The sequence below is a fragment of the Psychrobacter sp. UBA6291 genome (genome assembly GCF_002439405.1).
Lineage (GTDB): Bacteria > Pseudomonadota > Gammaproteobacteria > Pseudomonadales > Moraxellaceae > Psychrobacter > Psychrobacter faecalis.
On the sequence record NZ_DJUD01000061.1, the window covers coordinates 50,719 to 77,079 of the forward strand.

General features: G+C 43.8%; 22 protein-coding genes. 9 read left to right on the forward strand and 13 right to left on the reverse strand.

Going from position 1 to position 26,361, the window contains the following annotated elements; translation table 11 throughout:
• Positions 1 to 72: 72 nt before the first annotated feature.
• Positions 73 to 948, reverse strand: coding sequence for a hypothetical protein (locus B3R91_RS10560; RefSeq protein WP_286797568.1), 876 nt, complete (start codon positions 946 to 948; stop codon positions 73 to 75).
• A 615-nt stretch (positions 949 to 1,563) separates the two neighbouring features.
• Between B3R91_RS10560 and B3R91_RS10565 the strand changes: the two genes are divergently transcribed.
• Complete coding sequence (locus tag B3R91_RS10565) at positions 1,564 to 2,322, forward strand: IclR family transcriptional regulator (protein ID WP_068404183.1); 759 nt, start codon at positions 1,564 to 1,566, stop codon at positions 2,320 to 2,322.
• A 150-nt stretch (positions 2,323 to 2,472) separates the two neighbouring features.
• Here B3R91_RS10565 and mmsB read toward each other — a convergent pair whose 3' ends face one another.
• From mmsB to B3R91_RS10605, 8 genes are all read right to left on the reverse strand, one after another.
• On the reverse strand, positions 2,473 to 3,426 hold the full coding sequence (gene mmsB / locus B3R91_RS10570) for a 3-hydroxyisobutyrate dehydrogenase (RefSeq protein WP_286797569.1): 954 nt from the start codon (positions 3,424 to 3,426) through the stop codon (positions 2,473 to 2,475).
• Positions 3,427 to 3,537: 111 nt separating this feature from the next.
• Positions 3,538 to 4,770: an enoyl-CoA hydratase/isomerase family protein gene (locus B3R91_RS10575; RefSeq protein WP_068404180.1), complete on the reverse strand. Its 1,233-nt coding sequence runs from the start codon at positions 4,768 to 4,770 to the stop codon at positions 3,538 to 3,540.
• Between the two features lie 57 nt (positions 4,771 to 4,827).
• Positions 4,828 to 5,610 (reverse strand): enoyl-CoA hydratase, encoded by a 783-nt coding sequence (locus B3R91_RS10580; RefSeq protein WP_068404178.1) that lies wholly within the window; start codon positions 5,608 to 5,610, stop codon positions 4,828 to 4,830.
• Positions 5,611 to 5,689: 79 nt separating this feature from the next.
• Positions 5,690 to 6,850 carry an acyl-CoA dehydrogenase family protein gene (locus B3R91_RS10585; protein WP_286797570.1) on the reverse strand — a complete coding sequence of 387 codons (1,161 nt, stop codon included), beginning with the start codon at positions 6,848 to 6,850 and terminating at the stop codon, positions 5,690 to 5,692.
• 194 nt (positions 6,851 to 7,044) lie between these two features.
• Positions 7,045 to 8,529 (reverse strand): CoA-acylating methylmalonate-semialdehyde dehydrogenase, encoded by a 1,485-nt coding sequence (locus B3R91_RS10590; RefSeq protein ID WP_286797571.1) that lies wholly within the window; start codon positions 8,527 to 8,529, stop codon positions 7,045 to 7,047.
• 321 nt (positions 8,530 to 8,850) lie between these two features.
• Complete coding sequence (locus tag B3R91_RS10595; RefSeq protein WP_286797572.1) at positions 8,851 to 10,947, reverse strand: propionate--CoA ligase; 2,097 nt, start codon at positions 10,945 to 10,947, stop codon at positions 8,851 to 8,853.
• 334 nt (positions 10,948 to 11,281) lie between these two features.
• Positions 11,282 to 12,946 carry a fatty acid--CoA ligase gene (locus B3R91_RS10600; RefSeq protein ID WP_286797573.1) on the reverse strand — a complete coding sequence of 555 codons (1,665 nt, stop codon included), beginning with the start codon at positions 12,944 to 12,946 and terminating at the stop codon, positions 11,282 to 11,284.
• A gap of 314 nt (positions 12,947 to 13,260) precedes the next feature.
• Entirely contained in the window at positions 13,261 to 14,445 is a 1,185-nt protein-coding gene (locus B3R91_RS10605; RefSeq protein WP_191691627.1) for an MFS transporter, read from the reverse strand.
• Between the two features lie 438 nt (positions 14,446 to 14,883).
• Between B3R91_RS10605 and B3R91_RS10610 the strand changes: the two genes are divergently transcribed.
• Positions 14,884 to 15,927: a dienelactone hydrolase family protein gene (locus tag B3R91_RS10610; protein WP_286797574.1), complete on the forward strand. Its 1,044-nt coding sequence runs from the start codon at positions 14,884 to 14,886 to the stop codon at positions 15,925 to 15,927.
• 195 nt (positions 15,928 to 16,122) lie between these two features.
• Positions 16,123 to 16,869 (forward strand): hypothetical protein, encoded by a 747-nt coding sequence (locus B3R91_RS10615; RefSeq protein ID WP_286797575.1) that lies wholly within the window; start codon positions 16,123 to 16,125, stop codon positions 16,867 to 16,869.
• Between the two features lie 245 nt (positions 16,870 to 17,114).
• On the opposite strand, the gene B3R91_RS10620 is transcribed toward B3R91_RS10615, so the two are convergent.
• Both B3R91_RS10620 and B3R91_RS10625 read right to left on the reverse strand, forming a co-directional pair.
• Positions 17,115 to 17,708, reverse strand: coding sequence for an Rrf2 family transcriptional regulator (locus B3R91_RS10620; protein WP_144296295.1), 594 nt, complete (start codon positions 17,706 to 17,708; stop codon positions 17,115 to 17,117).
• A 73-nt stretch (positions 17,709 to 17,781) separates the two neighbouring features.
• Positions 17,782 to 19,035: an NnrS family protein gene (locus B3R91_RS10625; RefSeq protein ID WP_068405625.1), complete on the reverse strand. Its 1,254-nt coding sequence runs from the start codon at positions 19,033 to 19,035 to the stop codon at positions 17,782 to 17,784.
• Positions 19,036 to 19,430: 395 nt separating this feature from the next.
• Here B3R91_RS10625 and B3R91_RS10630 point away from each other — a divergent pair, with 395 nt between their 5' ends.
• Positions 19,431 to 19,667, forward strand: a complete 237-nt coding sequence (locus B3R91_RS10630) for a hypothetical protein (protein WP_144296297.1) — start codon at positions 19,431 to 19,433, stop codon at positions 19,665 to 19,667.
• Between the two features lie 113 nt (positions 19,668 to 19,780).
• Here the strand turns inward: B3R91_RS10630 and B3R91_RS10635 are convergent, their stop codons facing one another.
• Complete coding sequence (locus B3R91_RS10635; protein ID WP_286797576.1) at positions 19,781 to 21,271, reverse strand: aldehyde dehydrogenase family protein; 1,491 nt, start codon at positions 21,269 to 21,271, stop codon at positions 19,781 to 19,783.
• 540 nt (positions 21,272 to 21,811) lie between these two features.
• Here B3R91_RS10635 and B3R91_RS10640 point away from each other — a divergent pair.
• The 5 genes from B3R91_RS10640 to B3R91_RS10660 all read left to right on the forward strand — a co-directional run bounded on the left by B3R91_RS10640 (position 21,812) and on the right by B3R91_RS10660 (position 26,058).
• Positions 21,812 to 22,414: a TetR/AcrR family transcriptional regulator gene (locus B3R91_RS10640; RefSeq protein WP_201590991.1), complete on the forward strand. Its 603-nt coding sequence runs from the start codon at positions 21,812 to 21,814 to the stop codon at positions 22,412 to 22,414.
• Between the two features lie 229 nt (positions 22,415 to 22,643).
• On the forward strand, positions 22,644 to 23,861 hold the full coding sequence (locus B3R91_RS10645) for an iron-containing alcohol dehydrogenase (RefSeq protein ID WP_144296300.1): 1,218 nt from the start codon (positions 22,644 to 22,646) through the stop codon (positions 23,859 to 23,861).
• A gap of 140 nt (positions 23,862 to 24,001) precedes the next feature.
• Positions 24,002 to 25,051 carry an NADP-dependent oxidoreductase gene (locus B3R91_RS10650; RefSeq protein ID WP_068405639.1) on the forward strand — a complete coding sequence of 350 codons (1,050 nt, stop codon included), beginning with the start codon at positions 24,002 to 24,004 and terminating at the stop codon, positions 25,049 to 25,051.
• A 103-nt stretch (positions 25,052 to 25,154) separates the two neighbouring features.
• Complete coding sequence (locus tag B3R91_RS10655; RefSeq protein ID WP_286797577.1) at positions 25,155 to 25,832, forward strand: type 1 glutamine amidotransferase domain-containing protein; 678 nt, start codon at positions 25,155 to 25,157, stop codon at positions 25,830 to 25,832.
• 28 nt (positions 25,833 to 25,860) lie between these two features.
• Positions 25,861 to 26,058: a hypothetical protein gene (locus tag B3R91_RS10660; protein WP_414707563.1), complete on the forward strand. Its 198-nt coding sequence runs from the start codon at positions 25,861 to 25,863 to the stop codon at positions 26,056 to 26,058.
• Between the two features lie 60 nt (positions 26,059 to 26,118).
• Here the strand turns inward: B3R91_RS10660 and B3R91_RS10665 are convergent, their stop codons facing one another.
• The gene (locus tag B3R91_RS10665) at positions 26,119 to 26,340 is read right to left on the reverse strand and encodes a D-arabinono-1,4-lactone oxidase (RefSeq protein ID WP_223808446.1); all 222 of its coding nucleotides are present in this window, start codon (positions 26,338 to 26,340) and stop codon (positions 26,119 to 26,121) included.
• Positions 26,341 to 26,361 lie beyond the last annotated feature (21 nt).

Genomic DNA, 26,361 nt, shown 5'->3' on the forward strand with positions numbered 1-26,361 from the left:
AAAAAAACGACCCTTTTTAGGATCGTTTTTTTATGCTTGGCTATCTACTAACAGTTTTAAACTATCATTAGATTAGAAGCGGTAAGTTGCACCAAGTTTAACAATTGGCATCCACTCTAACCAGCTTTTATCTTCTAAGTCTCTTTCTGCACGATCAGCAACGATGTTTGCAGCAGAGTTTGGATTATCGTCGGTACGGTTGATTTTTGCGTCAACTTTACCCATGTAAGCGGCACCAAGTTCGCCAAACACACCGAAGTTATTCGTGATATTAGGACGGAAACCAACAGTTAAGTAAGGTGCTAGCTTGTTACGATGCTCGATACTACCTTCTAAGTTACCGACGTATTCACCAGCAACATCCGGCGCATCTACAGGAGCTTTACCTGTATAGTATCTATCACCATCAATACTATAGTAGCCGTCACCTTCAGAATTTGCACGAACGTCGATATCGTTGTCAGGAACGATGATACCAGCACCTACTGTGAACCAGTTGGCTGCAGGACGTAACTGTACACCTAGGTACGGGTTACTAAAATCTGTATCTACGTCATAGTTGATGTCATTTGCATCGAAGTCACCGCCGAATAGGTCAGCAACGTCGCCACCTGCCCAACCAGCTTGTAGTTCAGTTGTCTCATTAAGACCCCAACCAATGTTAGCACCATAACCTAGTGTACCTACTTCAGCGCTGATAGCAGCTGGATGAGTAACGGTTTGGAAGAAAGTCTTAGTGCCACCAGTAAGCGCACCAGCAGTGTTACGTACCACACCAGCATCTGCATTGTATGCATAAGCAGGCTCTGCTTGATAAGCAACAGCGACTGGCTCAGCTTCGTATACAACCGCATCGTTGTTATCAACAACGATAACTGGTTCAGCTGCTAGTGCAGCAGTAGATGCTAATACAGCAGCAGAAATTGCTGTTAATTTAATAAGTTTCATAAATACTCTCCTAAAGTGTGAAATAACTCGCCCGTAAAAAAATGATAATTTAACTTTTTTATAAACAACCATTTTGTTGAGCAGATTAAAACAATTTTGGCTTAAAAAGTCACCCCCATGAATGCGCTTTTTATTTGCCGTTATGTAAAGATTGCATAGATATTGTAATATTTGCTACACCAACCTGCAAAACTTCGGTTTCCTGTTACACAATACTCTCAAAGCCACTGAATAGTCAGAACATGAATATTGAATCGCTTAACGCTCATGTAAAGGTATTACAAAACATGTCAGTATAATGACCTACCTCCCCTTTTAACTCAATTACAGTTATAGAGTTTATTACTACAGTTTGTTGTGGTTTGTGAGTTAACGTATCCAATGCTACCTAAAAGACAAAGTAAGACAAAGATGTGAGAAGTTAGTCTGAATTATAAAAACGTAAATATATCGTTTATATCTAATAAGATAGCTTGTTTGAGTGCGTTATTATGCTAAATTAGAGCTACTAATAGATGTCTTTTTAGTATTTACATTTTTGAAATTTTCAATAGTGTATTAATGATTTTTTTCTACTTTTCGCTTTACCTTTATTATTCTTATTGAGCCATTTTTATGCCAAAAGTTTCGTCGATTACCCGTGTTTTAGAGATTATCGAAGCGGTGTCTTATGCGTCAAAACCCCTCTCACCACTTGAACTGTCGCAAGAGCTTGATATCCCAAAACCTACTATCCATCGCTTGATTCAAAACTTAGTCGATGAAGGGTTTGTGACCGTCGATATTGGCGGCGGTATTATTCCTGGCAAGCGGGTGCGTAATTTGAGCGTTGAGCTTTGGCAGCAGCGTCAATTTTTTAATGAGCGGCAAATTATTTTACAAAAATTGGTTGACGAGATTAAGGAGACTTGCGGTATCGCCATTCCTTACCAGATGGACATGATGTATACCAATCGCGCTAACACCTCGCTGCCTTTGCAAATATATCTGCCTGTCGGCGCGAAATCACCGATGTGGTGTACGGCTACGGGTAAGCTATATTTAAGCCAGTTGTCTGCGACCAGCCGCGCTAAAATACTACAAGGCCTACCGTTAGATAAATTTACCAAAAATACGATTACCGATATTGATACATTAAATGCCGAGCTTGATCGTATCGCAGAGACAGGCATTGGTATCGATAATGAGGAATTTATCTCAGAGATGGTAGGGGTGTCAGTGCCTGTGCTAGACAAAAAATCTCGCTATCTGGCGTCGCTATATATCCACGCACCAACCATTCGCGTGTCATTAGATGAGCTAATGGAGCATGTGCCGCGCTTGCAAAAGGCAGCGCATGATATTCAAGCATTGGTGTATGAGCTACAAAACTAGGGTGTGTGACATTAAGAAAAAATATGACTGAATAACAAGGTCTGCGTCATAAAACTAGCGCAGACCTTTTTTATGCTTTGTTAATAACATGATGGCAATTAGAAAAACACTCTATGCAAAATTGATTAAGGATTTGAAGCGTTTCGTGCTTTAAGACAAGACCGAACTGTCATGACGCGCCATGATGCTAGAAAAATCTTTATCGCCATTTTCTACTATGTGAGATTCATAAAGCTCAGTAGCTTTGGCTCCCATCGGCGTTTCAACATCGGTATCCCTAGCCGTTTGCATCGCAAGATTAAGGTCCTTTTGCATGAGTTTACTCATAAAGCCGCCTTTATAACCGTTGCTAGAGGGCACATTTTCCATCACCTGCGGATAAGGGTTATAGACTTCTAGTGTCCAGTTACGGCCCGAGCTTTGGAGCATGATATCTGAGAGTACTTTTGGGTCTAGGCCGTTTTTTACGCCTAAATTAATCGCCTCTGCCGTCCCTGCCATGAGAATACCTAACAGCATATTATTGCAGATTTTCGCCACTTGTCCGGCACCATGCTCGCCTGCATGAAAGATGTTTTTGCCCATAACGGCGAGTATTGGTTCGGCTTTAGCGAATGCATCGTCACTACCACCGACAATAAAAGTTAAAGTGCCAGCAATGGCGCCTCCTGTACCACCGGAGACTGGCGCATCTAAGAAGTCGATACCAACCTTACTTGCTGCTTCTGCCACCAATCTTGCATCAGCTGCTGCGATGGTACTGCTATCGATGACCAAAGTACCCTTAGGTAATTCTGCTAGTAGGCCATTAACGCCATTCTCACCTAGATAGACAGAATGGACGTGCTCGCCCGCAGGCAACATGCTAATGACAACTTGTGCATTGCTCGCAGCATCTTTAGGACTATCAGCCACACTGGCACCTGCTTGCTGCAAGCGCGCGGTTGCCTCCGCAGACAAGTCATAAACCGATAGCGTATAACCTGCCTTTAACAAGTTCTCTGCCATCGGTGCGCCCATATTGCCAAGCCCAATAAAGGCGATATTTGGCTTAGTAGTATCGTTTGATGCCTTATTACTTAAATCTGTATCCTTTGTACCCATCTCATCGCTCCTTGATGATTGCTTATTATTTATACATATATGTGGACAATGCTTTATGGAATCTTACATTTTTTAATTTTTACCTGATTTGTTTCATTGAACTATAAGTTTTTAGCGCACAAGTTGGTTACCGAATGCGCCTTCGCCCAACCAGCCGCCTAAAGGGTGCTGGCCTTTAGCATAAGGGTTTACAAAGTGGCTATGAATATATGCTTGCCCTTCGCTACTGAGACACTCTGCTAATGAGCGTGACCATTGTGGATTGCGATCTTTATCAATCAGTAGCGCCCGTACGCCTTCTTTAAAATCAGGATTGGCGGCACAATGTACGGCGACATTGGTCTCTAAATACAAGACTTGCTCTAGCGACAAATCAGTCACTTTATAATAAAGCGAATAGGTCAAAGCGGCCGTAACTGGACAGCCTTTACGATAAGTCTCTACTGCTCGCTGCGTCCAGCTGTCTGCTGCAAAGTTTGTATCTAATTTTGCGAGCGCTTCGTCACTTTGTAGAAGTGCATCAATATCTCCTAAGCCGCCGCTGTTCATCAATTGCTGGATAGGATGCCAATAGGTTGCTAATTTGCTAGCAGGCAATTCGGCTACAGGATGTGCTGCTAATGCGCGACTGACGATACTATGAGCGCTATCGTTGTGACATTTATCGGTGCTATCTGCTGCCGCTTGCCAATCACTCTGTTTTAAACTTTGTATAACGGCATCATAATCACTACTGGCAACGGCATACTCTGCAAGATTGGCTAATAAAGCATCTTTGCCGTTACACATCGCACCCGTTAGCCCTAAGAACAAACCTGTTTTAGCTGGCATGCGCTGCAAGAACCAACTGCCAGAGGCGTCAGGGAACAGTCCAATGGTTACTTCTGGCATAGCAAAGCGGGTACGCTCGGTGACCAAACGATGACTACAACCTGCCATCAAGCCCATGCCACCACCCATAATAATGCCGTCACCCCAGAGTATTAGTGGTTTGGAATAAAAGTGCATCTGCCGATAAAGACGATATTCATGACCAAAAAATTCTGTCGCATAAGGATTCGGTAGCGGTGCATCACTAGACATACTGTCATAAAGCTTGCGAATATCACCGCCAGCACAAAATGCCTTATCGCCTGCGCCTTTTAATACCAATGCCACTACCTGATCGTCGTTTTGCCACTGCTCTAGCTGCTTGGCTAATAACTGACACATCTCAACGCTGAGCGCATTCAGAGACTTTGGCGTATTTAACGTCATTATGCCAATCAGATGACCGCACTCTGTCGGCTCAGTATTGAACAGGACTGGCGCTTCTTGTTCTGTGTTTTCTGTTACTGCTGTCATAAAAGAGACCTACCAAAATTAAAATGAGTAAAGTAAATATTAAGACATGCCTACAGGCTATTTATTTTGCCAATTGGGTGTGCGCTTTTCTAAGAATGCTTGTACGCCTTCGCGCTGATCGTTGGTGTCGAATAACTTAACAAAAGCCTCGCGTTCATGGATAAGGTTTTGGGCAGGCGGGGTATTTCTTGCTGCTTGGATAAGCCGCTTAGAATAACTGACCGCCACAGGTGATTGCTTAGCGACTTTTTGCGCTAAGGCTTGCGCCGCTAATAAACCCCCACCCTTTGCCGTGACTTCTTCGACTAAGCCAATGCGTAATGCGGTCTCGGCATCGACGCGCTCACCACACAATATCATCCGTTTTGCCCAACCTTCACCAACCAGTAAAGGTAGGTTTTGCGTCCCACCTGCACAGGGCAGTAAGCCCACGCCCGTCTCTGGTAAAGCCATCTGTGCATGCGCTTCTGCGATACGAATATCACAGGCCAGCGCGCACTCAAGTCCACCGCCCATAGCATAGCCATTGATAACCGCGATGCTAACGCCGCGATACGCTGATAGCGCTTCGAACGCTTCACCAAACGCGATAGCCATACTTATCGCGCGTCCTTTATCGCCGTCTGAGAAATTGTTTAAATCCGCACCTGCTGAAAAGAACTTTTCCCCATCGCCATGGATAATTAAGGCATAAACATCATCATTGGCATTGAGGTCAGTGACCAGCTGCTTGAGTGCCGGCAGACTTTCCATCGTCCACGTATGGGCTGGTGGGTTATTCAGTGTGACGGTAGCAATATGGCCGTCGATTGAGAGCTTTAAGTTGGTATAATCGGTCATGGAACATCCTTGTTATTATCTTTCTATAAAATGGCTTTATTCAAAACGCTTAATAAAGCAGTTTTATAGTATTGTTGGGCTAGCGTAATTGAATCAACGCATCATCCTGCATAAGCTGGCGCGAGACAATCACCCGCATAATCTCATTGGTGCCTTCTAAAATCTGATGCACGCGCAAGTCTCGCACATGGCGCTCAAGCGGATATTCATTGAGATAGCCATAACCACCATGCAGCTGTAAGGCTTCATTGGCAACATCGAAACAAAGATCAGTAGACAGACGCTTTGCCATGGCACAGTAGGTAGAGGCTTGCGCGTCATTATTATCGATTTTGCTAGCCGCTAAATATAGCATTTGCCTTGCAGTAATGGTTTGGGTGAGCATATCAGCAAGTTTAAACTGTACTGACTGTAAGCTGGCAATCGGGCTGCCAAACTGGCTACGCTCTTGCACGTAATTGGTCGCGGTCTCAAGTGCTGACTGCGCTGTACCAACTGCACAGATACCGATATTGATACGACCGCCATCTAAGCCTTTCATCGCAATACGAAAGCCTTGACCTTCCTCGCCAATGAGATTTTCAGCGGGCACTTTGACATCTTTAAAACTAATCGTTCGCGTTGGTTGCGCTTTCCAGCCCATTTTATGCTCGTTTTTGCCATATTCAATACCATCGCTGTGGGCATCTACCACAAATGCCGAGATCCCTTTTGGCCCTGCAGCACCGGTACGTGCCATGACCACTAACACATCGGTTGAACCGGCCCCTGATATAAAAGTTTTCTCGCCATTAAGCACATAATAGTCGCTTTGCTTGTCGGCTTTGGTACGTAATGAAGCCGCATCAGAACCGGCATTCGGCTCTGTTAAGCAGTAACTACCAAGCCATTCACCACTGACCATATTGGGCAAATACTTCTTACAGAGCGCGTCACTACCATATTCACCAATCATCCAACCCGCCATATTATGAATACTCATATAAGCGGCAACAGCGGTATCACCCCAGGCCAGCTCCTCAAACACCATGGCAGAATCTAGGCGTGGTAGCCCTAAGCCGTCATATTCTGGGTTGGTATACAGCCCTAAAAAGCCAAGCTCGCCGGTTTTTTTGATGACATCGACTGGAAAGTGCGAAGTACGATCCCATTCAGCCGCGTTGGGCTTTAACTCTTTTTGCGCAAACTGTCTGGCAGTTTGGCGAAAGGCGATTTGGTCTTCGGTCAATGAAAAATCCATAGGGTCATCCTTGTACATGTATAGCAAATATGGGAAAAAAGGTTATAAGCCGTCAGTCTACTGTGGTTTAAACCGTGCTGGTTATACAGTATAGCAGCGCTATAACGACAATCATAAATCATGCTTTTGCTAAAAAATACTGAGCAAGAGTGTCGCTATATTGCTTGGACGCTGCAAATATAGTCGATTGACGACTACATTGAAATAGTGGTATTGACGCTGCGGCTTGCCTCGTCATCAAACCAGCGGGCAGTGACCGTCTTGGTGTGAGTATAGAACTGTACTGCCTGCTTACCATAAGGACCGAGATCACCAAGCTTACTATCACGTGAGCCTGAGAATGAGAACATCGGTAGTGGCACAGGAATCGGCAAGTTAATACCGATTTGACCAACCATAATATCTTGTTGAAATTTATGCGCAGCAGCGCCTGACTGAGTGAAGATAGCCGTACCATTACCATTTGGATTGGCATTGAGCAGCTCAATCGCTTCATCAAGGTCGGCTGCACGCATGATACACAGTACTGGGCCAAAAATTTCTTCTTTATAAATTTGCATATACGCAGTGACGTTATCAAAGATAGTCGGGCCTACAAAGTTGCCCTTCTCAAACCCTTCAACCGTGATGCCGCGACCATCAAGAAGTAGACTGGCGCCCTCTTCTACCCCCGTACCAATCAGATGCTCGACACGCGCTTTTGCGGCAGGTGAAATGAGCGGACCTAAATCCTTGTCGTTTTTGCCTGCTGAAACCACTAAGCCTTCTGCTTTGGCTTTGATATCATCAATCCACTCACCTGCTTCACCGACGAGCACCACGACCGACAGCGCCATACAACGTTGACCGGCTGCACCAAAGGCGGCACCCGCTAGCTGATTGAGCGTTTGTTCTTTATTGGCATCAGGTAGGATAACGCCATGGTTTTTCGCACCCATCATACACTGGGCGCGCTTACCTGATTTACTGGCGCGCTCATAGACATGCTTGCCGACGTTGGTTGAGCCAACGAATGAAACTGCTTTGATATCTGGATGATCGCAAATGGCATCAACGGTTGCTTTACCGCCGTGCACGACGTTTAACACGCCTTCAGGGACGCCAGCTTCAACTGCCAACTCAACCAAACGCATGGTTACCATCGGATCTTGTTCAGAAGGTTTAAGGACAAAGGTGTTACCCGTCGCAATCGCCATTGGGAACATCCATAGTGGAATCATCGCGGGAAAGTTAAATGGCGTGATACCAGCACAGACACCAAGTGGCTGCCAGATACTATAGGTGTCGACGCCTGTTGCGACGTTTTCAACGAAGTCGCCGATTTGCAGATTGGCAATACTTGCGGCATGCTCGACCACTTCTAAACCACGAAATACATCACCGCGCGCATCAGCAATGGTTTTTCCCTGCTCTGCGGTTAAGATTTCTGCCAGCTCATCCATATGCTCGCGAATCAGTTCTTGATACTTTAAAAAAATACGCGCACGTGTGGTGATAGGCGTTTTACGCCATGTCTGAAACGCTTTTTGGGCGGCAGCGACGGCTTGATTGATTTCATCGTCAGACGTTTGCGGAACTTTGGCGATGACTTCTTGGGTGGCGGGATCTGTGATATCAATCCATTCGCTGGTATTAGAATCAACAAATTGACCATCGATAAGCTGCTGAACGTGATGCATAAGATATCCTTATCTTGTTTGTTTGCTCACCATTTAATGGTGGGCCAGTATTTATAAAAAAGTATTCATACAAGTATATTGTTAAAAGGGATAAAACTGTCCATTATTACCCTTTAAATATTTTTTTAAAATGATTTATTTCGTATCGTTATTGACTATAGCAATAAATCAATTTTAGGGTCAAGCGCTTTATCAAACTTTTATTTGCGATAATCGCCATCTATAAAATTTATCGGTCTAAAAAACAAAAAGCCCATGATGGTACATGAGCTTTTCCCGATATTAAGATGACTGAATTTTTTCAATTAATACGCTATTAGATTAATAATCTTTCATCGATTTTTTAATCGCATCAATCGCCGTTGGATTGTCAAGCGTTGACATATCTCCCGTTTCATTACCTTCCGCTAAAGCACGAATAGCGCGGCGTAAGATTTTGCCAGAGCGCGTTTTGGGTAATGCTTGCGGGAAATAAATCGCCGCTGGACGAGCGATACCGCCCAAGGATTTTACTACCGCACCAATCACTTGCTGCTCAATACGGAAACGGTTTTCGGTCGTCGCCACTTGCTCATGGTCTTTTAACACACAAAAAGCAATCGGCAACTCGCCTTTTAATTGATCTTTGATACCCACGACCGCACATTCAGCCATCTCTGGATGGGTACTGATGGCTTCCTCAATCTCCTGCGTGCCAATACGATGACCGGCGACATTAATCACATCATCGGTGCGTCCTAAAATATAAAAATAACCGTCGTCGTCGGTCACTGCATAGTCTGATGTAGAGTAGTGCTTGCCATCAAACAGACCAAAATAGCTGCTGATAAAGCGCTCGTCATTACGCCATACAGTCGTGAGACAACCAGGCGGCAGTGGAGCGCGAATGGCGAGTAAGCCCTTTTCACCAGCTTTACAAAGCTCGCCGGTTTCTTCATTTATCACGTGGGCATCATAGCCATACATCGGATAACCGGGCGAGCCTTGTTTGTGCGGTTTATGATTAAATTTGGGCGTGTTACTTAGGATTGGCCAGCCAGACTCTGTCTGCCAATAATGATCTAAAATCGGCACCCCTAAATGCTTGGTCAACCAATTGGCCGTTGATTCATCGAGTGGCTCACCTGCCAAAAAGAATGATTTAAGGCTAGAGACATCATAGCGCGTCATCCACGTTTCATCTTGTTTTTTCAGCATACGCACACCCGTCGGTGCCGTAAATAGAATATTCACCTTGTTTGCTTCGACAATCCGCCACCAAATACCTGGGTTTGGACGATGCGGCAAACCTTCATACATGACACTGGTCATGCCAGCGAGCAACGGCGCATAAATGGTATAAGAATGCCCAACTGCCCAGCCGATATCTGATATCGCCCAAAAAGTTTCGCCAGCTTTGCCATCGTAGATATAATCTATCGACGTCGTTAGCGCCACTGCATGACCGCCGGTATCGCGCTGCACACCCTTTGGCGTCCCAGTGGTGCCTGAAGTATAAAGCAAATAAGAGGGCGTATTTGACTCTAACCAAACTGGCTCAACAATGGCGTTGGCCTCACAACTGATACGGCGCTGGGTTGCATAATCGACATCGATAGATTTTTTCTCGAACGGTAATACACCACGATTGACCACTAGTACATGCTCGGGCTTGATTGTCGCTTGCTCAACACCTTGATTGACGAGGCTTTTATAATTAATAACTTTACCGCCGCGTAGACCTGCATCGACAGTGATGACCATTTTTGCCTCGGCATCATCCATACGGATAGCCAAGTTATGGGCAGCAAAACCACCAAATACCACCGAATGTACCGCACCGATACGCGCACAGGCTAGCATGGCGTAAGCCGCCTCTAATATCATCGGCATATAAATGATGACGCGATCGCCCTTCTCGATACCATGACGCTGTAGCACATCGGCGAAGTAATTCACTTCTTTATAAAGGTCGTTATAAGTCAGGCGCCGCTTAGTATAATCAGTATAAAGCTCAACGTTATTGCCCAAATCATTAAAAGCATCAACTACGGCAGGAAAAGTTTCGATTAACTCTTGGTTAATTTCAGAGGATAGCCAAATAAAGGCATCTTGCTCAGCGCGCTCTGCAAGATGGCGATCGACACAGTTGTAGCAAAGATTGGTTTCACCGCCGACGAACCATTTGGCAAATGGCAGATTGCTGTCATCAAGGGTTTGCTCAGGCTCTTTGTGCCAATAAATCCGCTTGGCTTGCTCCGCCCAAAACTGCTCGCGATTATCAATAGAGGATTGATAAATGTCGGCAAAGCTTTGCGTGCTATCAAATGATGGGTGAGAATCTTGGCTAGAGGATTGAGTAAGGTTTTGATTATTATTGTGATTTATAGCTGGCTGGCTGGTTTGTTGAGAATTTCGACGAATGGCTTGCTCGTTCATAATGGCTGTCCTTAGCGTAAACGATGGGTAATGCTGTATTTTTTTATAACAAGCGATACTATAAAAAGTGCTTTTATAAGAGATGATTTTATAAACTATAAAAAGCGCTTTTATAGAGATCATATTTATAATATGACGCTTTATAAGATACGCTCTTATTCAATACTATCATAGTATAAAACTGGCTGTCCCTGCCAGAACTGAAAAACCGATACGTTATGTATCGGTTTAAAATGTAGCAGAGCTAGAGATAAAGGTCAACTACTACGCATGTCAGCCATTTGATATTTTGCTTAACGCAAGCGTTTTAAACAGCTGACTATTTAATGAAGTCTTATTTCTGCTCATCGTACATTTCGCGCATGACTTTTTTATCGTGTTTACCGACCGAGGTTTTTGGCAGCTCATCGACAAACTTAAACTGACTTGGCACGCCGTATTTAGGAATAATTCCCCGCGCTACCGCCTGTTCGGCAAGCGCTTTGATGTCATCGGCGTTAGTATCTTGACAGGCAGGTTTGAGTACAATCAAAGCTAGCGGACGCTCGCCCCATTGTTTATCACGGATACCAATCACCGATACGTCAGCGACTGCGGGATGCAAGGATAAAATCGTTTCAATCTCTAATGACGATATCCACTCGCCGCCTGACTTGATGACGTCTTTTAAACGATCGGTGATTTTAATATAACCATCAGGACGCATATAGGCGATATCTTGGGTATGCATATAGCCATTTTCCCACAGCTCTTTACCAGCATCGTCATTTTTCAGATAGCTTTGTGTTAGCCAAGGCGCGCGCAGCACCAACTCGCCGGTATTGTCTTTGCCCGTACCGACGGACTCATTATCAGTATTCCATATTTGAGCGTCCACCATCAGTACTGGCTTACCCGTCATACAGCGGCGAGCGATATCTTCGTCCTCAGACATCTCAGGCTCATTTAGGCTAAATTCTGTCAAACTAATAAGCGGTGCAGTCTCAGACATGCCATAACCAGTATAAACCTCAATATCTTGCGCCAGTGCGGCTCTTGCTAAACCTTCAGTCAGTTTCGAACCACCGATAATCATTTTTAAACCATTAAAACTGGCATCGCGCTCTTGTGCTTCTTTGAGTACCATCTGCAAAATCGTTGGTACGCAGTGGGTGATACTGACCTTTTCATTGATAATCAAATCCATTAACACGTCAGGTGCGTAGCGTCCCGGATAGACTTGTTTTAGACCAACCATCGTGGCAGTAAACGGGAAACCCCACGCATGAACGTGGAACATCGGCGTCATTGGCATATAAACATCGCCATAGCTGACGCCCTGCTTATTAGGCAGCATACCCAAGGTCGCGGCTTCCGTTAGGCTGTGCAAGACCAATTGGCGGTGGCTAAAGAACACCCCTTTTGGATCGCCTGTTGTACCTGAAGTATAAAAAGTCGTGGCAATAGTGTTTTCATCAAAATCTGGGAAATCAAACTCGCTACTAGCAGCTTCTAACAAAGCTTCATATTCTCCAGTGACGCGATTTTGATTACCGCCAAAGACGCCTTCATGTGGCACGCCATTGTCATCAAGCCAAATAATATGCTCAATGCTAGAGTTTTCAAACTGATAGTCTTTCACCAATGGCGCAAATTCAGAGTTTAGTAGCAATACTTTTGGCTTAGCATGATTAATGGTATATAGAATTTTTTCAGGTGACAGGCGGATATTGACGGTTTGCAAAATATATTCTGACATCGGTACGGCGAAATACGATTCTAAGTAACGATGACTGTCCCAATCCATCACCGCAATCACATCACCGGCATCAAGGTTTAAGTCGGCTAAGACATTGGCTAAACGATTGATACGCTCAAACAACTCTTTATACGTGAGGCGTTTTTTATCGGCATAAATAATTTCTTGCTCTAGCGACACTGTTTTGGCACGGTTTAAGAGTTGCTTGACGATTAAGGGATAATCGTAGGCTGACGGCGCGCTATGATAAATATTTGACATAAATTTGACTTCCTTGTGGGTGATTTTAATTATTTTAAAGCACTTTTAATAGGGTTTAAGAAACATATAAAAACAGAGCATTTTTATCGGTATACGCGTGGCTATTATTGATGGCAATGCTTATCGTCATTCTTGATAAGCTTCATTGATAGTAAGAAAAAACCTAAGCCATGTAAAGCCTGCTTGCGTAAGTCGCTGACGACTATAGGTTCTTTGATTGACGTTTAAATACTTAGATTATTGTGTTATGGCAAGTTAGGTTATAGGGTCGAGTGAGGTTAAAAGTGTATGTTAAAGGGTAGTAAAAATCTATATTACTCCGCGCGAGCCACTGTTTTGACCATCCCAATGCTAGCGACCAATAGAGCCAGCACTTGTACAAACAATAATAACCAAATCGTCAGCGACCATTGTCCACGCGCGTAAGCAATGCCGCAGAGCCAAGCACCCATCGTGCCACCCGCGTAATAGCCCATATAATATAAGCCTGAGGCCAATGAGCGTCCTTTTTTGACATTGACCGCGATATAGCTGATGGTGGCCGCTTGGGTAATAAAGACGCCGCTAGACATGATGGCAAGCCCCAGTACGATGCCCCAAAGCGGCGTCACGAGCGTTAAGAGCACGCCAAACATCGAGATAATAACTGCCACGCGAACCGTACGCGCTGAACCAAAGCGGCGCAGCAACGTCGTCGATAATGGGGTGATGACAACGCCAATTAAATACACCGCAAAAATATTGGCAAGCGCACCTGTGCTTAATTCATAAGGTGTATCGGCCAAATGCAGATTAATAAAGGTAAAACAGCCAACCAACGAGAACAACACACAAGCACCAAGCAAACAGGAAGTGACAACATAGCGATTGACCAAATGCTCACCGAGGGTCTGCATGGCTGAGCGAAATTTGGGATTAGCAACGAAGTGCCGTGATGCGGGCAGCATTTTACCCACCCACAGCGCCCCGATCAGCGTCATACCTGCCATCACATAGTAGCCAGCGCGCCAACCAATAAGTTCGTGCAAGTGCCCAAGTAAAAAGCGCCCCATAAAGCCGCCGAGCACCGACCCTGACACATAAAACGACATCAGCTCAGTGAGCGCCCGTCCCTCAAACTCTTCGCCGATATAAGCAATCGTCACCACCGTAATACCGGGCACAGACAATCCCTGCATAAAGCGCCACATGCCCATCCAGCCGATATTCGGACTTTGGGCAATTAACGCAGTGGGTATCGCTAAAAACAATAACGCCCCAACGATAAATGACTTGCGTCCTACTGCATCAGACAGCATGCCCAAAAATGGTGACATGATAGCAATTGCCAATATGGTGGCACCAACAATCATGCCCGCCTGCACCTCAGTTGCGGTGAAATCCATCATCAAGACCGGTAAAATAGCTTGAATAGAATAGACCTGCAAAAAAGCAAACATCCCAATCAAGCCAATCGTCAGCTTAAGTACCCATGAAGGCGCGGCAAAGGGTGTGTTGATACGGCGATTGCTGACGCTATTATCTTGGCTAATACCAGCGGCTTTGCCATTAACATCGCTATCATTATTTATACTGTTATTTATATGATTGTTCAAAGTATGACTTACTATATTGAGTGCTTTTTTAGCTAGAGCTGACTTTTGTGCTGGCTCGTACTAAATGACGCATGGGTGATAGAAATAAGTGGTAGCAATTACATCATGCCTAGCATAAAACTTATAACTGACTATAAAAAGATGGCTGATTGGTGATTTTATCACAGCAAATACCAGACTCAGGTTTCGGTATGTTATTCACGCCAGCTTTTTAAATGCCGCTTTATAAAAGCCGTTTTAGCACTGTAGAGGTGACTGTTATTTTTGACAGCGAATAGATTACTGTCTACTATTATTTTGCTTTGCTATTAAAACCAACCATCATCTAACAGACCCTTTATCATGTTAAACAACCCTTTTTATCTAAGATTGATTGCCCTAACCGGCACACTGATTATTTCTGTGAATATGGCAGCAGTCGCAGCACAACCAACAGACTCAATTCAAACCTTTTCAATTAAAGAGCAATCAACCATTACCTTACCAACTACAGCAACCAAAGCGACTTCAAACGAAATATTATTAACCCCTGCATCATTAGCCAAAGTGCCTGCAAGTAAAGCAACTTTGACCACCACCACATTTACAGCCTCCAGATCAAACTGTATCGCTGATAGTGTCATTACCGCAGCTGAGCTATCAGCTACGCGTGATAATGGTCCTTTTACGGTGGCAAGTAAAGCCATTCCTCGTCAGTTAGCAAATGGCTTTGGCGGCGGCACCATTCATTATCCTACCAATGCTGGAGACTGCGGCCTGTTAGGCGGCATCGCAGTGATTCCCGGTTATGTGTCTTATGAAGCATCGATTAAATGGTGGGGTCCGCGTCTGGCATCTTGGGGATTTGTGGTGATTACTATCGACACCAACTCTATTTATGATGACCCAAATAGCCGTGCAACGCAGTTGAGCGCTGCGCTCGATCATATTCTTAGCGACAGTACGGTAGGTGCGCAAATAGATAGCACACGTTTGGGCGCCATCGGCTGGTCAATGGGCGGTGGTGGCGCGCTGCAGTTAGCAACCCAGCGCAGTGACGTTCGCGCCATTATTCCGCAAACGCCTTATCATGATAAAGACTACGGCATTATGGACACGCCCGCGTTATTTATTACCTGCCAAAATGACCGCATTGCCTCTAATAAGAAGTACAGCAGTCCGTTTTATAATCATGCTGCTGGGCCAAAAATGAAGATTGAAATAAAAAACGGCAGCCACTTTTGTCCAAGCTATCGCTTTAATGAGAGATTACTCAGCAAACCGGGTATTGCTTGGATGCATCGCTACATCAATGGTGATACTCGCTTCGATAAATTTTTATGCCATAACGAAAACTATGGTAGCAGCCCTCGTATATCCGCTTACCATTATAAAGATTGTGGATAAGCACTGCTCTTAAATTGCCTTGTATTTAATACTTTTTCTCCTTCATCTTTTTCAAACTTACATATTTATAGTGCTGATATCCTTTTGCTTACAGACTTTGCATGCTTAAAAAACCATAATCAAAAACTATCCATATTTATTGCTATGACTAACAATTAAAAAAACTCATAAAATAATGATTAAGGAAGAATATTAATGACCGATAAAATACATGATTTAGGCGCAGGATTTTGGAATATTCGCGGTACGTTTCGCATAGGCGGCGTCCTTAATATAGGTACTCAATGCTCACTGATTAAGTTAGATTCAGGGCGTTTTGTCTTTTTAGATAGCTATGAGCTTACCGGCGACGTACGCGATGAGGTAATGGCCTTAACCAATAATGGGCAAGATGTCGAAGCCGTGCTCAACGTCCATCCTTTTCATACGATTCACTGCGCGCAGATGGCAAAAGATTTCCCGCAAGCGACTTTTTATGGCAGTTGCCGTCATCATAAAAAAATCCCTGAGGTGCAATGGGCAGACGATTTGGTCGAAAGCGAGGCCGTCGCCAAGCGTTATCCTGAGCTAAAGTTTTCTATGTCAGAAGGCATTCACTATATCTCACCTAATGAGATGATTCATGCAGGGTCGCTGTTGGCCTTTCATCCTGCCAGTAAAAGCCTACACGTCGATGACACCTTTATGAGTCCGCCAACCAAACTCCTAGAAGCGGTGTTGCCTGAGCTGCTATTGCACCCAACCACCAAAAAAGCGCTCAAAGATAAGCCTGATGCTGGCAAGCAATACTGCGATTGGGCGACCAATCTTGCCCACGAATGGCGAGAAGTGCGTAATTTTTGCGCCGCGCATTCTTATTTGGTGAAGTTTAAGGAAGGCGAGTTTGAAAAAGCCTTATTAAAAGCTATTGATAAAGCACGTCCGAAGCTTGAAAAAGCTTAAACGTTTAGATGCTTAAGTTGAATGAATTAGAAATTGATAATAAAAAAGGCTACCCATATTATTACTAGTGGGGCAGCCTTTTTTTATGGCGATTTTATATATAGTAGAATCACTTTAAAATTGATACAGTGCGACTGGGATGAATTTTTCGTAGCCTCTGTGATAACAGCAAGCAAGGAAAATTTATACCAGTCGCACATAGCTATAACGTATCGCTTTTATTTTGCACTGACTATATAAAGCTTCTATTTTACAAAGCCATTGAGGTTATTTCTATAAAACAATAGCTCAGCCAATTCTGACTCATTACTGATAATATCCGCCAGTGTATAGCGCTCAAGGACATTGATAAAAGCAGTCAGCGCTTCAAAAAATACCTGCTTTAACTGACAGACAGGGCTAATGATACAGCCTGATTTGACCACCGCACTGGCCTCTTCGTCGATAAGCGTCAAAGCCAAATCTTTGGCGACCCCGCTGTCTTCACTAATAACCGGACTATTCGCCGTGCTATTAGTATTAGCATCGGGTTTGGCAGTTACTAATAAATCAGTCGAAAAACATTCAACCAAATTAAAATCTGGCTCAATTTGCTTAATCAATACGCCCAAATTGATATCCTTTGGCCGACAAGCCAAGCGAATACCGCCATTTTTACCGCGTACGCTGTCGATATAACCAAGCTGCCCCAGTTGGTGGATAATCTTGGTCAAATGACTTTTAGAAATATTGTAGCTGTTGGCAATATCACTGATGTTTGCCAATAGATGCGGCTCAGGCTTAATCGCCAAATATATTAATGAGCGCAGCGCATAATCACTATAGTTGGTCAGTCGCATTTTTTGCGCTCCCCTGTTTGAGATGAATATTAACTTGACGTTGTAAAATAACGTTGATCACGTCAAAACCTTATTAACCAAATAAGCCATCTGGCCGTTGGCGTGCCAGCATCGGTAAATAACTGATGCAAAATAGTGCAAAACAAGCAATCCAAGCACCTTGCGCCGTCATAATCCATAATAAGTAATGGCTCATATCGACCAATGGTAAAAATACTCGACTGACAAACGTCAGCACCATCAGTGCAAACATAAGATTGACGATTTTGGGCGGTTGATGGATACTGCGACCTGTATGACCGAGCGATACCCGCGCCATCATTGCCACTGTCATCATACCAACGCCAGAGATGGATAATCCATGGACGGCGATACTGTGGCTGTAACCGAGCCATGGCTGTAGTGCGTATAACACAAAACTCAGACACATGCCTAAAAACGCGATATATAACGACCATAGAAGCGGTTTTTGCCAAATGCCGCGATGATACCAGCCGGCCAAGCGCACGATGTTGACCACTGCGACCCCAAGGGCACTGATGGTCAGCAAGTATTTATTGGGGTAAAATAAATCAACGAGGAAAAAAACAAAGAAAAACAGCAAACTTGCGATATCTTGTGCTTTATTATTACGTACTGTGACTTCTTCTTTTTCACCTTTAGCGTTTGGAATACTTAAACCACGCTCGATAAAGAACGGCACCACACGGCGACCAATGGTCAACACTAGGCCGATAATCAGGTAAAAGCCTAAATAGATACCTAACTTGGTCAAATTCATATTGGCGCTTATAATGCCCCAATAGCATAGCGCATTACCGAGTGTTAGAAGCGTAAGCTTGGCTAAAATACCCATCTGCTTATATTGCTTCACTTGTAGCACTGCCCGAGAAATCACAAATGCCATCCAGCCGACAAATAATAAATCAAATATCGCCGCGGCATATAGTAAGGCTGCCCCGCTACCAGCAACCGTGATACCGAGGCCGAAAGCTACCCAGCCCAAGCGTGCCAGCAACCAACACATAAAGATACCGAGCAGCTTATAACCATGTGGCATCATCACACCCGTCCAGGTTTTCACTGCGGTCAATAAAAATCCCGCCACGACTGCCAGCGCATAGCCATAAATCATTTCATGACCATGCCAATACAGCGGATTTAACGTTTGCGCATCGATATCCGTGTGTCCGGTAAACACAAACGCCCATAGAGTCATTGTGATAATGGCAAACAAAGCCGCGGCACTAAAAAATATCCGAAAGCTCAGGTTAAGAATAGGATGCGGCGAGCTTGGCGGTTTGGTAGGTAAATTGATTGATTGCATAACAGACTTCTTATAGTCAAAGTTAGAAGGTATGTCTTAAAGATATATTCTAAATGAATGTTATACATAATACAACTGAAACTATATGACTGTTACGATGAATTAACGCACTTATTATATACACCTTTGACTCATATAACGCGCTACACTAGATAACTTATATTATATTAATCTATATTCTATCATTTATGCTAAACCACGGCTATTAAATAACTTATCGCAAATGACTGATATCGGCGAATTTACGGCGGTATAAATGTAAATTCTAAAAGCGACGCGCTACGAACTAAGCGCTAAAGTAGCCAGCACCTTGATATTTGCTTTCATTATTACCATCATCAATAGTGACCACGGCTAATTTGACTACATAAATGGTCCACCTTGAGGAGAATGTCATGACAGAAGCACATGCACCAATTGAAAAACGTAAAATTGTTAATCGTTTTTTAACCCTACTGACCGAACAACAACCACAAATGTATTATGCCACGACATCAGAGGTCGCGCGCAGTATCCATACCATGATTAAAGAGCACGCCAATCGCTTGACGGTAGAAGAGCAAGCACTGACCCGCCGTATGTCTATCGAGGAAATCGAAGCGTTATTGGGTTTTCATACTAAGCAACATTAGAATAATCAACTTTTAGAGTCACGACATTATTAGTAAGAAAAAAGACCACCATCAAGGCGGTCTTTTTTCATAGCAGTACGTTTAATTGAATACGTCTAACCAAAATACGTTGATTAGAACGGATACTCACGTGGTTTATGCTGTACTGAAATCCAATGCAAAGTGGTAAATTCTTCTAATATCCATTCACCATTAAAGCGTCCGATACCAGAGTTTTTCTCGCCACCGAACGGCGCATTGCTTTCATCATTGACCGAGATATCGTTGATATGGGTCATGCCCGCTTTGATACCGCGCGCAAAACGCAGACCTTTTTCCATATCTTGGGTAAAGACCGCACTCGATAGACCATACATAGAGTCATTGGCAATTGACAGCGCATCGTCTTCATCCTTGGCACGAATGACACCAACCACAGGGCCAAAAACTTCGTTACAGGATAAGTCCATCTCACGCGTCACTTCACTAAAGATATGCGGCGGCACTACCTGACCTTTAATCTCACCACTTAATAGCATCTTAGCGCCTTCTTCCTGCGCTTTGGCGATTTTTTCTTGTAGCGATTCGACTTGTTTCTTGTTAATAATAGGACCAACCGCGGTATCTGCCTTGCTAGGATCACCCACGTTTAGGGTTTTTACATGCGCTAAGAAACGCTCAACGAAATCATCATAAATCTCGTCTTCGACAATGATGCGATTGATAGCAATACAAATCTGACCTTGATGCAGGAATTTACCAAAGGCAGCCGCCTTCACAGCTTGCTCGATGTCGGCATCTTTTAACACCACAAACGGGCTATTACCACCAAGCTCAAGCGCCACTTGCTTTATATAATCGCCGCCGTTAGCAAGCTCGCCGATATGTTTGCCAACCGCCGTTGAACCAGTAAATGACACCAAGCTTGGAATATCGTGAGTAACAATCGCATCGCCAATCTCGCTACCTGCGCCAACGACCACGCTCAGCAGCCCTTTTGGCAGACCCGCTTCTTCAAATATTTTTGCCAATAGTAGACCGCCAGTAATCGGCGTATCACTGGCAGGTTTGAGCACCACGGCATTACCCAAGGCTAACGCAGGCGCAATAGAACGCTGGGTTAAATGTAGAGGAAAGTTCCATGGGCTAATCACAGCAATCACGCCCATCGGCTCACGATAAATAAAGTTCTCTTTACCCGGCGTATTAGAAGGGCGAATCTCGCCATGCATGCGGTTAGGAAAAGTAGCCGCTTCAAGCGTAATCGCACGCGCACTACCAAACTCGACCATGGCTTTGATACGGGTACTGCCCGACTCTTTAATTAACCACTCAACGATTTCTTCTTGACGCTCATCAAAAATATTGACAACTTTATATAATACCGCTGCACGCTGGGCTGGCGTTTGCTTCGCCCATTCTGCCTGTGCTTTGGTTGCCGCCTGAAAAGCTTCATCGAGCTGTTTATCGGTTGCTTGCTGAATCTCTACCAAGGTTTCGCCATTAAAAGGATTGGTATCGGTATTGACGCTATCGTCTTGACCTTTTTGCCAAGTACCGGCGATATATTGCAAATGAAAATCGTTATAGGGGCTTTGCTGAGTGTTGTTGGTATCGGTTGACATAATTATACGCCAATCTCAACTTATCGTAGGCTTTTGATTTTTATAGAATTTAAAATTCTAATTGTTTTAACTGAAATTTTAAAAACTAAGTAAACCAATACCTTAGAAAAATAAGTTGAGAGTGGGGTATAATTATCCTTATTTATTTTAGAGTTGTTATTGAAATACCTGCTTAAAAAAAAGCATTTTTAGATAAAAAATTTGAGTTAAATAAGCTTTATCAGTTGTATAAACAGTCGGCACAACTATCGTGCAAAAAACTTGCTGCTCAACGTTGATAAAAGGTTTCATTGATAAAAGAATTCATTTATAAGTTGCGTTAATAAATAAAAGCCTTCTTACCAAACGTAACTTGCTAGACGACTGGTCTAATGCTACCATAGTAAGTACAAAAACAAGAATAATTTATCATTATGTATTGTTGAGAAAACGTAACGCTTAAAACTATTGTCAAAGTAGTGCTCTCAACCCTGGTTTCTATTTAACTGATTTCCATTCGATTACATAACCAAATAATACCCTAAGGAGAACATCCTCTTCATGTCTGATATTACCACCCCTATTCCATCCGATACGAAGGCGCTTCTGTTAGCGATAGGTTATAAGCTTATTGCCCAAAAAGGTTTTACCGCTGTCGGTATCAAACAAATACTCGATACTGCCGGGGTACCTAAAGGCTCGTTTTATCATTACTTTGCTTCAAAAGAAGCTTTTGGTGAAGCCATCATCGAGCATTATTTTGCTAACTATAAAAGGCGCTTAGAGTCGATTGCAGCTGAAGATATTAGCGCGCAACAAAAGATTTATAACTATTTTCAGAACTGGTATGACACCCAGCAAAACGGCTGCGACCATGGAAAATGCTTGGTAGTTAAGCTCAGCGCTGAAGTGGCTGATATCTCAGAAACCATGCGTAAAGCCTTGTATGCAGGTTATCAGCAAACTGTTAATTGGATTGCTGAGCAAATAAAAGCCGGCTGGGCAGATCGTTCAATTCCTCACCCTGATAATATCGCCGCTGAAAGTATGGCTAAGCGTTGGTACTTTGCGTGGTTAGGTGCCAGCTTAATCGCTAAAATCAGTCAAACCGATACACCATTGGCAGAAGTTTGGCTGATGACCACCTCGCAACTTGGTCGCTAAATATTATTCAGAATTTCCATGAGCAACTATTTAGACCGCTAGCTAATCAATGACGATTTTCGGTTATACGATAGTTTTGTAAAATTAATAATAAACTACTAGACGACCGGTCTAGTTGATGTAAAATACGCTCAAACAGCAAAAGTTACTACGATCTAATTTTTGCGCTCACAACCTACACACTTCTTAAAACTCACCTTACAGCTTCTCATTAACAACTAGGAATTTTATGAATAACTTTCAATATTACAATCCCGTTCGTATCGTCTTTGGCGAAGGTCAAATCAAAAAATTGTCAGAACTGGTGCCAACCGATGCACGTGTATTAATCACTTATGGCGGTGGTTCAGCGCAGCGTACTGGCACCTTAGATGAAGTAAAAAATGCGCTAGGTGCTAACGGCAACCGTGAAGTATTTGAGTTTGGCGGTATTGAAGCCAATCCAGAGTTTACCACGCTGCTAAAAGCCGCTGACATGGTCAATGAGCATAATATTGATTTCTTATTGGCCGTTGGTGGCGGTTCAGTCATTGATGGCAGTAAATTTGTCGCCCTTGTGTCTTCATTAACTGAAGAAGGTAGCACAGATGGTACGGTTTCTCGTGAAAAAGCGTGGGACGCATTGACCAGCTATTGCAAAAACATCGACTCAGCGATTGATTTAGGCGCAGTATTGACCATTCCAGCGACCGGTTCTGAGATGAACTCTGGCGGCGTAATTAACTATAGTGAACGTCAAGCAAAACTACCCTTTGGTAACCCGCTTACCTTCCCTAAATTCTCAATTTTGGACCCTACCAAAACCTTGACATTACCTGAGCGCCAAGTGATGAACGGTGTCGCTGACGCCTTTGTTCACGTCATGGAGCAGTACCTTACCTATCCTATTAATGCCAAAGTGCAAGATGCCTTTTCTGAGAGTTTATTAAAAATTCTTATCGAAGAAGGTAAAGCGGTCAAGGCCGACCCAGAGAATTTAGAAACGCGTAAAAACATCATGTGGACAGCAACCATGGCATTGAATGGTCTGATTGGTACGGGCGTGCCACAAGATTGGACGACGCATATGATTGGTCATGAATTGACTTCTCTACACGCGATTGACCATGCTCGCACGCTCACGATTGTACTGCCGTCAGTCATGCGTGAGCTTAAAGACAGTAAAAAAGACAAATTGCTCCAATATGCGCGTAACGTTTGGAACATTACAGATACAGATTTAGACGACGATACCATCATCGAAACTGCTATTGTGCATACTGAGAACTTCTTCCGCGAGCTTGGCTTGCCAGTGAGCTTAGAAGATGCTGAGTTAGATAAGTCGGCGATTGACCCTATTATTAAGCAACTTGAAGCACACAAAATGGTGAAATTGGGCGAACATGGTAAAAATGATTTAGACGTATCACGCCGCATCTTAGAACGCGCCGTGACGAGCAAAGCCTAATCATTTAAAGCCTTATCATCGTAACTTTCTTATCCACAACAATCGGTAGCCATCCACCTTAGTATGGCTACTGACTTTAAGAATTTTAAAACGTTAAAAAACCAATAACTAGAATAATAACTAGAATAAGGAGCTTTAACATGAGCTTTAATGAACAACAAAACCAGCAACAAAACCGTCAAATCAAACTTGCCAGCCGCCCGAATGGCGCCCCAACCAAAGATAACTTTGAGCTGACCACCAGCGACATCCCAACGCCTAATGACAAGCAAATGCTACTACGCACGGTTTATATGTCACTTGACCCGTATATGCGCGGACGTATGAGCGCGTCAAAAAGCTATGCTGACCCACTAGAAGTCGGCGATGTGATGCTTGGCGGTACGGTCGCCCAAGTGGTCGAATCTAATATCGATAAATTTGCCGTTGGTGATTTGGTGGTATCAAATTCAGGCTGGCAGGATTATAGCGTCAGTGATGGCGAAGGCGTGCTAAAACTTGATAAGAATATGTCCAACCCTTCGTATGGTTTGGGTGTCCTTGGTATGCCAGGCTTTACCGGCTACATGGGTTTAACCGATATCGGTAAACCAAAACAAGGCGAAACCTTAGTCGTCGCAGCAGCAACTGGTCCTGTGGGCGCAACGGTCGGACAAGTCGGCAAGCATTTAGGCTTGCGTACCGTTGGTGTGGCAGGCGGTGCGGAAAAATGCGCCTATGCAGTTGAAGAATTGGGCTTTGATATTTGTATTGACCATAAAGCCGACGACTTTGCCGAACAGCTGAAAAACGCTTGCCCAGATGGTATCGACATCTATTACGAAAACGTTGGCGGTAAAGTACTCGATGGTGTATTGCCATTACTAAATGCCCATGCGCGTATCCCAGTGTGCGGTCTAGTGTCGCAATATAATGCGACTGAGCTTCCTGATGGCAAAGACCGTCTCGGTATGCTGATGGGTCTTATCCTAAGCCAACGCCTGACTATCAAAGGTTTTATTATCTTTGAAGAGTACGGTGATCATTTCCCAGAGTTCTTAAAAACCATGGGTGAATGGGTTGAGTCGGGTAAAGTTAAAACCAAAGAGCATATCGTCGATGGCTTAGCACAAGCGCCGCAAGCTTTCTTTGACATGTTAGACGGTAAGAACTTCGGTAAAACCGTGGTTAAAGTTGCCGACGTTCAGTAGTGGTTATTTTAAATAGCGCAACGCTAAGAGCAATAGAATCTCTCAGCAATACTTAACGATGAATACCAACAAGCATCAATATCAATAATAAATAAGGACAATTATGAATATTTTAATGGTACTAACCTCACACGATAAATTAGGTGATACTGGCAAGAAAACGGGGTTTTGGCTCGAAGAATTTGCCGCCCCTTACTATGCTTTTTTAGATGCTGGCGTCAATATTACCCTAGCCTCTCCTGCTGGCGGTCAACCACCACTCGATCCGAGTAGCGATACGGAAGATGCGCAAACCAAAGACACCAAACGCTTTAAAGAAGACAAAGATGCTCAAGAGCGTCTTGCCAATACCAAAAAGCTTGCCGACGTAAAAGCCGAAGACTTCGATTCTGTCTTTTATCCAGGCGGTCATGGTCCATTATGGGATTTGGTAGTCGATAAAAACTCCATCGAGTTAATTGAAAGCTTTGTTAAGCAAGACAAGCCGGTTGCTTTTGTTTGTCACGCTCCTGCAGCGCTGAAAAACGTCAAAGTCAATGGTGAGTATTTGGTTAAAGGTAAAAAAGTTACTGGCTTTACCAATACCGAAGAAGAAGGTGTACAGCTCACTGACGTCGTACCTTTCTTATTGGAAGACGTTTTAAAAGCCAATGGTGGTGACTATCAAAAAGGCGCAGATTGGGAATCGTATGTCGTCGAAGACGGTCTATTGATTACCGGCCAAAACCCAGCCTCATCAGAAGAAGCTGCCAAACGCTTACTGGCTAAACTGAACGCTTAATATAAAATACAGCAAAAAGGCTGACATCATGATTCGCTTACATCATCTTAATCAATCACGCTCACTACGTACGCTATGGCTACTAGAAGAATTGGAGCAACCTTATGAAATCATTAGCCATCAGCGCGATGCCAACACGCATTATGCTTTGCAACTGACGAGCATTGATAGCTACCAACGCGCCATGCGTTTGGAAGCCAACTATGATGACTCTATTAAGCGCTAAGTAAGACATTTGAATGGTTTAATATGAAAAAACAGCTCTTTATGAGCTGTTTTTTTATGGCTAAGCTGTTAAGGGCTTAAGGCAAAACTTTTGCTCAAGCCAGCTATTCATAAAGACATTATCAGGATCATACTCACGGCGTATCTCCAAAAAACGATTTAGCTTAGGATATAAGCTTTGCAGCTCTATACGGCTCAATTTATTCACTTTGCCCCAATGCGGGCGACCCTGCCATTTTTTCATATACTCGTACAGCCATTTAAACAATGGCTCACAGTCCATACCGTTCCAAAAATCTTACTC

What these genes read in the sequence shown, in the direction of transcription:
- B3R91_RS10560 (WP_286797568.1), bottom strand. Translation starts at nt 948, where the DNA reads ATGAAACTTATTAAATTAACAGCAATTTCTGCTGCTGTATTAGCATCT.
- B3R91_RS10565 (WP_068404183.1), top strand. Translation starts at nt 1,564, where the DNA reads ATGCCAAAAGTTTCGTCGATTACCCGTGTTTTAGAGATTATCGAAGCG.
- mmsB (WP_286797569.1), bottom strand. Translation starts at nt 3,426, where the DNA reads ATGGGTACAAAGGATACAGATTTAAGTAATAAGGCATCAAACGATACT.
- B3R91_RS10575 (WP_068404180.1), bottom strand. Translation starts at nt 4,770, where the DNA reads ATGACAGCAGTAACAGAAAACACAGAACAAGAAGCGCCAGTCCTGTTC.
- B3R91_RS10580 (WP_068404178.1), bottom strand. Translation starts at nt 5,610, where the DNA reads ATGACCGATTATACCAACTTAAAGCTCTCAATCGACGGCCATATTGCT.
- B3R91_RS10585 (WP_286797570.1), bottom strand. Translation starts at nt 6,850, where the DNA reads ATGGATTTTTCATTGACCGAAGACCAAATCGCCTTTCGCCAAACTGCC.
- B3R91_RS10590 (WP_286797571.1), bottom strand. Translation starts at nt 8,529, where the DNA reads ATGCATCACGTTCAGCAGCTTATCGATGGTCAATTTGTTGATTCTAAT.
- B3R91_RS10595 (WP_286797572.1), bottom strand. Translation starts at nt 10,947, where the DNA reads ATGAACGAGCAAGCCATTCGTCGAAATTCTCAACAAACCAGCCAGCCA.
- B3R91_RS10600 (WP_286797573.1), bottom strand. Translation starts at nt 12,946, where the DNA reads ATGTCAAATATTTATCATAGCGCGCCGTCAGCCTACGATTATCCCTTA.
- B3R91_RS10610 (WP_286797574.1), top strand. Translation starts at nt 14,884, where the DNA reads ATGTTAAACAACCCTTTTTATCTAAGATTGATTGCCCTAACCGGCACA.
- B3R91_RS10615 (WP_286797575.1), top strand. Translation starts at nt 16,123, where the DNA reads ATGACCGATAAAATACATGATTTAGGCGCAGGATTTTGGAATATTCGC.
- B3R91_RS10620 (WP_144296295.1), bottom strand. Translation starts at nt 17,708, where the DNA reads ATGCGACTGACCAACTATAGTGATTATGCGCTGCGCTCATTAATATAT.
- B3R91_RS10625 (WP_068405625.1), bottom strand. Translation starts at nt 19,035, where the DNA reads ATGCAATCAATCAATTTACCTACCAAACCGCCAAGCTCGCCGCATCCT.
- B3R91_RS10630 (WP_144296297.1), top strand. Translation starts at nt 19,431, where the DNA reads ATGACAGAAGCACATGCACCAATTGAAAAACGTAAAATTGTTAATCGT.
- B3R91_RS10635 (WP_286797576.1), bottom strand. Translation starts at nt 21,271, where the DNA reads ATGTCAACCGATACCAACAACACTCAGCAAAGCCCCTATAACGATTTT.
- B3R91_RS10640 (WP_201590991.1), top strand. Translation starts at nt 21,812, where the DNA reads ATGTCTGATATTACCACCCCTATTCCATCCGATACGAAGGCGCTTCTG.
- B3R91_RS10645 (WP_144296300.1), top strand. Translation starts at nt 22,644, where the DNA reads ATGAATAACTTTCAATATTACAATCCCGTTCGTATCGTCTTTGGCGAA.
- B3R91_RS10650 (WP_068405639.1), top strand. Translation starts at nt 24,002, where the DNA reads ATGAGCTTTAATGAACAACAAAACCAGCAACAAAACCGTCAAATCAAA.
- B3R91_RS10655 (WP_286797577.1), top strand. Translation starts at nt 25,155, where the DNA reads ATGAATATTTTAATGGTACTAACCTCACACGATAAATTAGGTGATACT.
- B3R91_RS10660 (WP_414707563.1), top strand. Translation starts at nt 25,861, where the DNA reads ATGATTCGCTTACATCATCTTAATCAATCACGCTCACTACGTACGCTA.
- B3R91_RS10665 (WP_223808446.1), bottom strand. Translation starts at nt 26,340, where the DNA reads ATGGACTGTGAGCCATTGTTTAAATGGCTGTACGAGTATATGAAAAAA.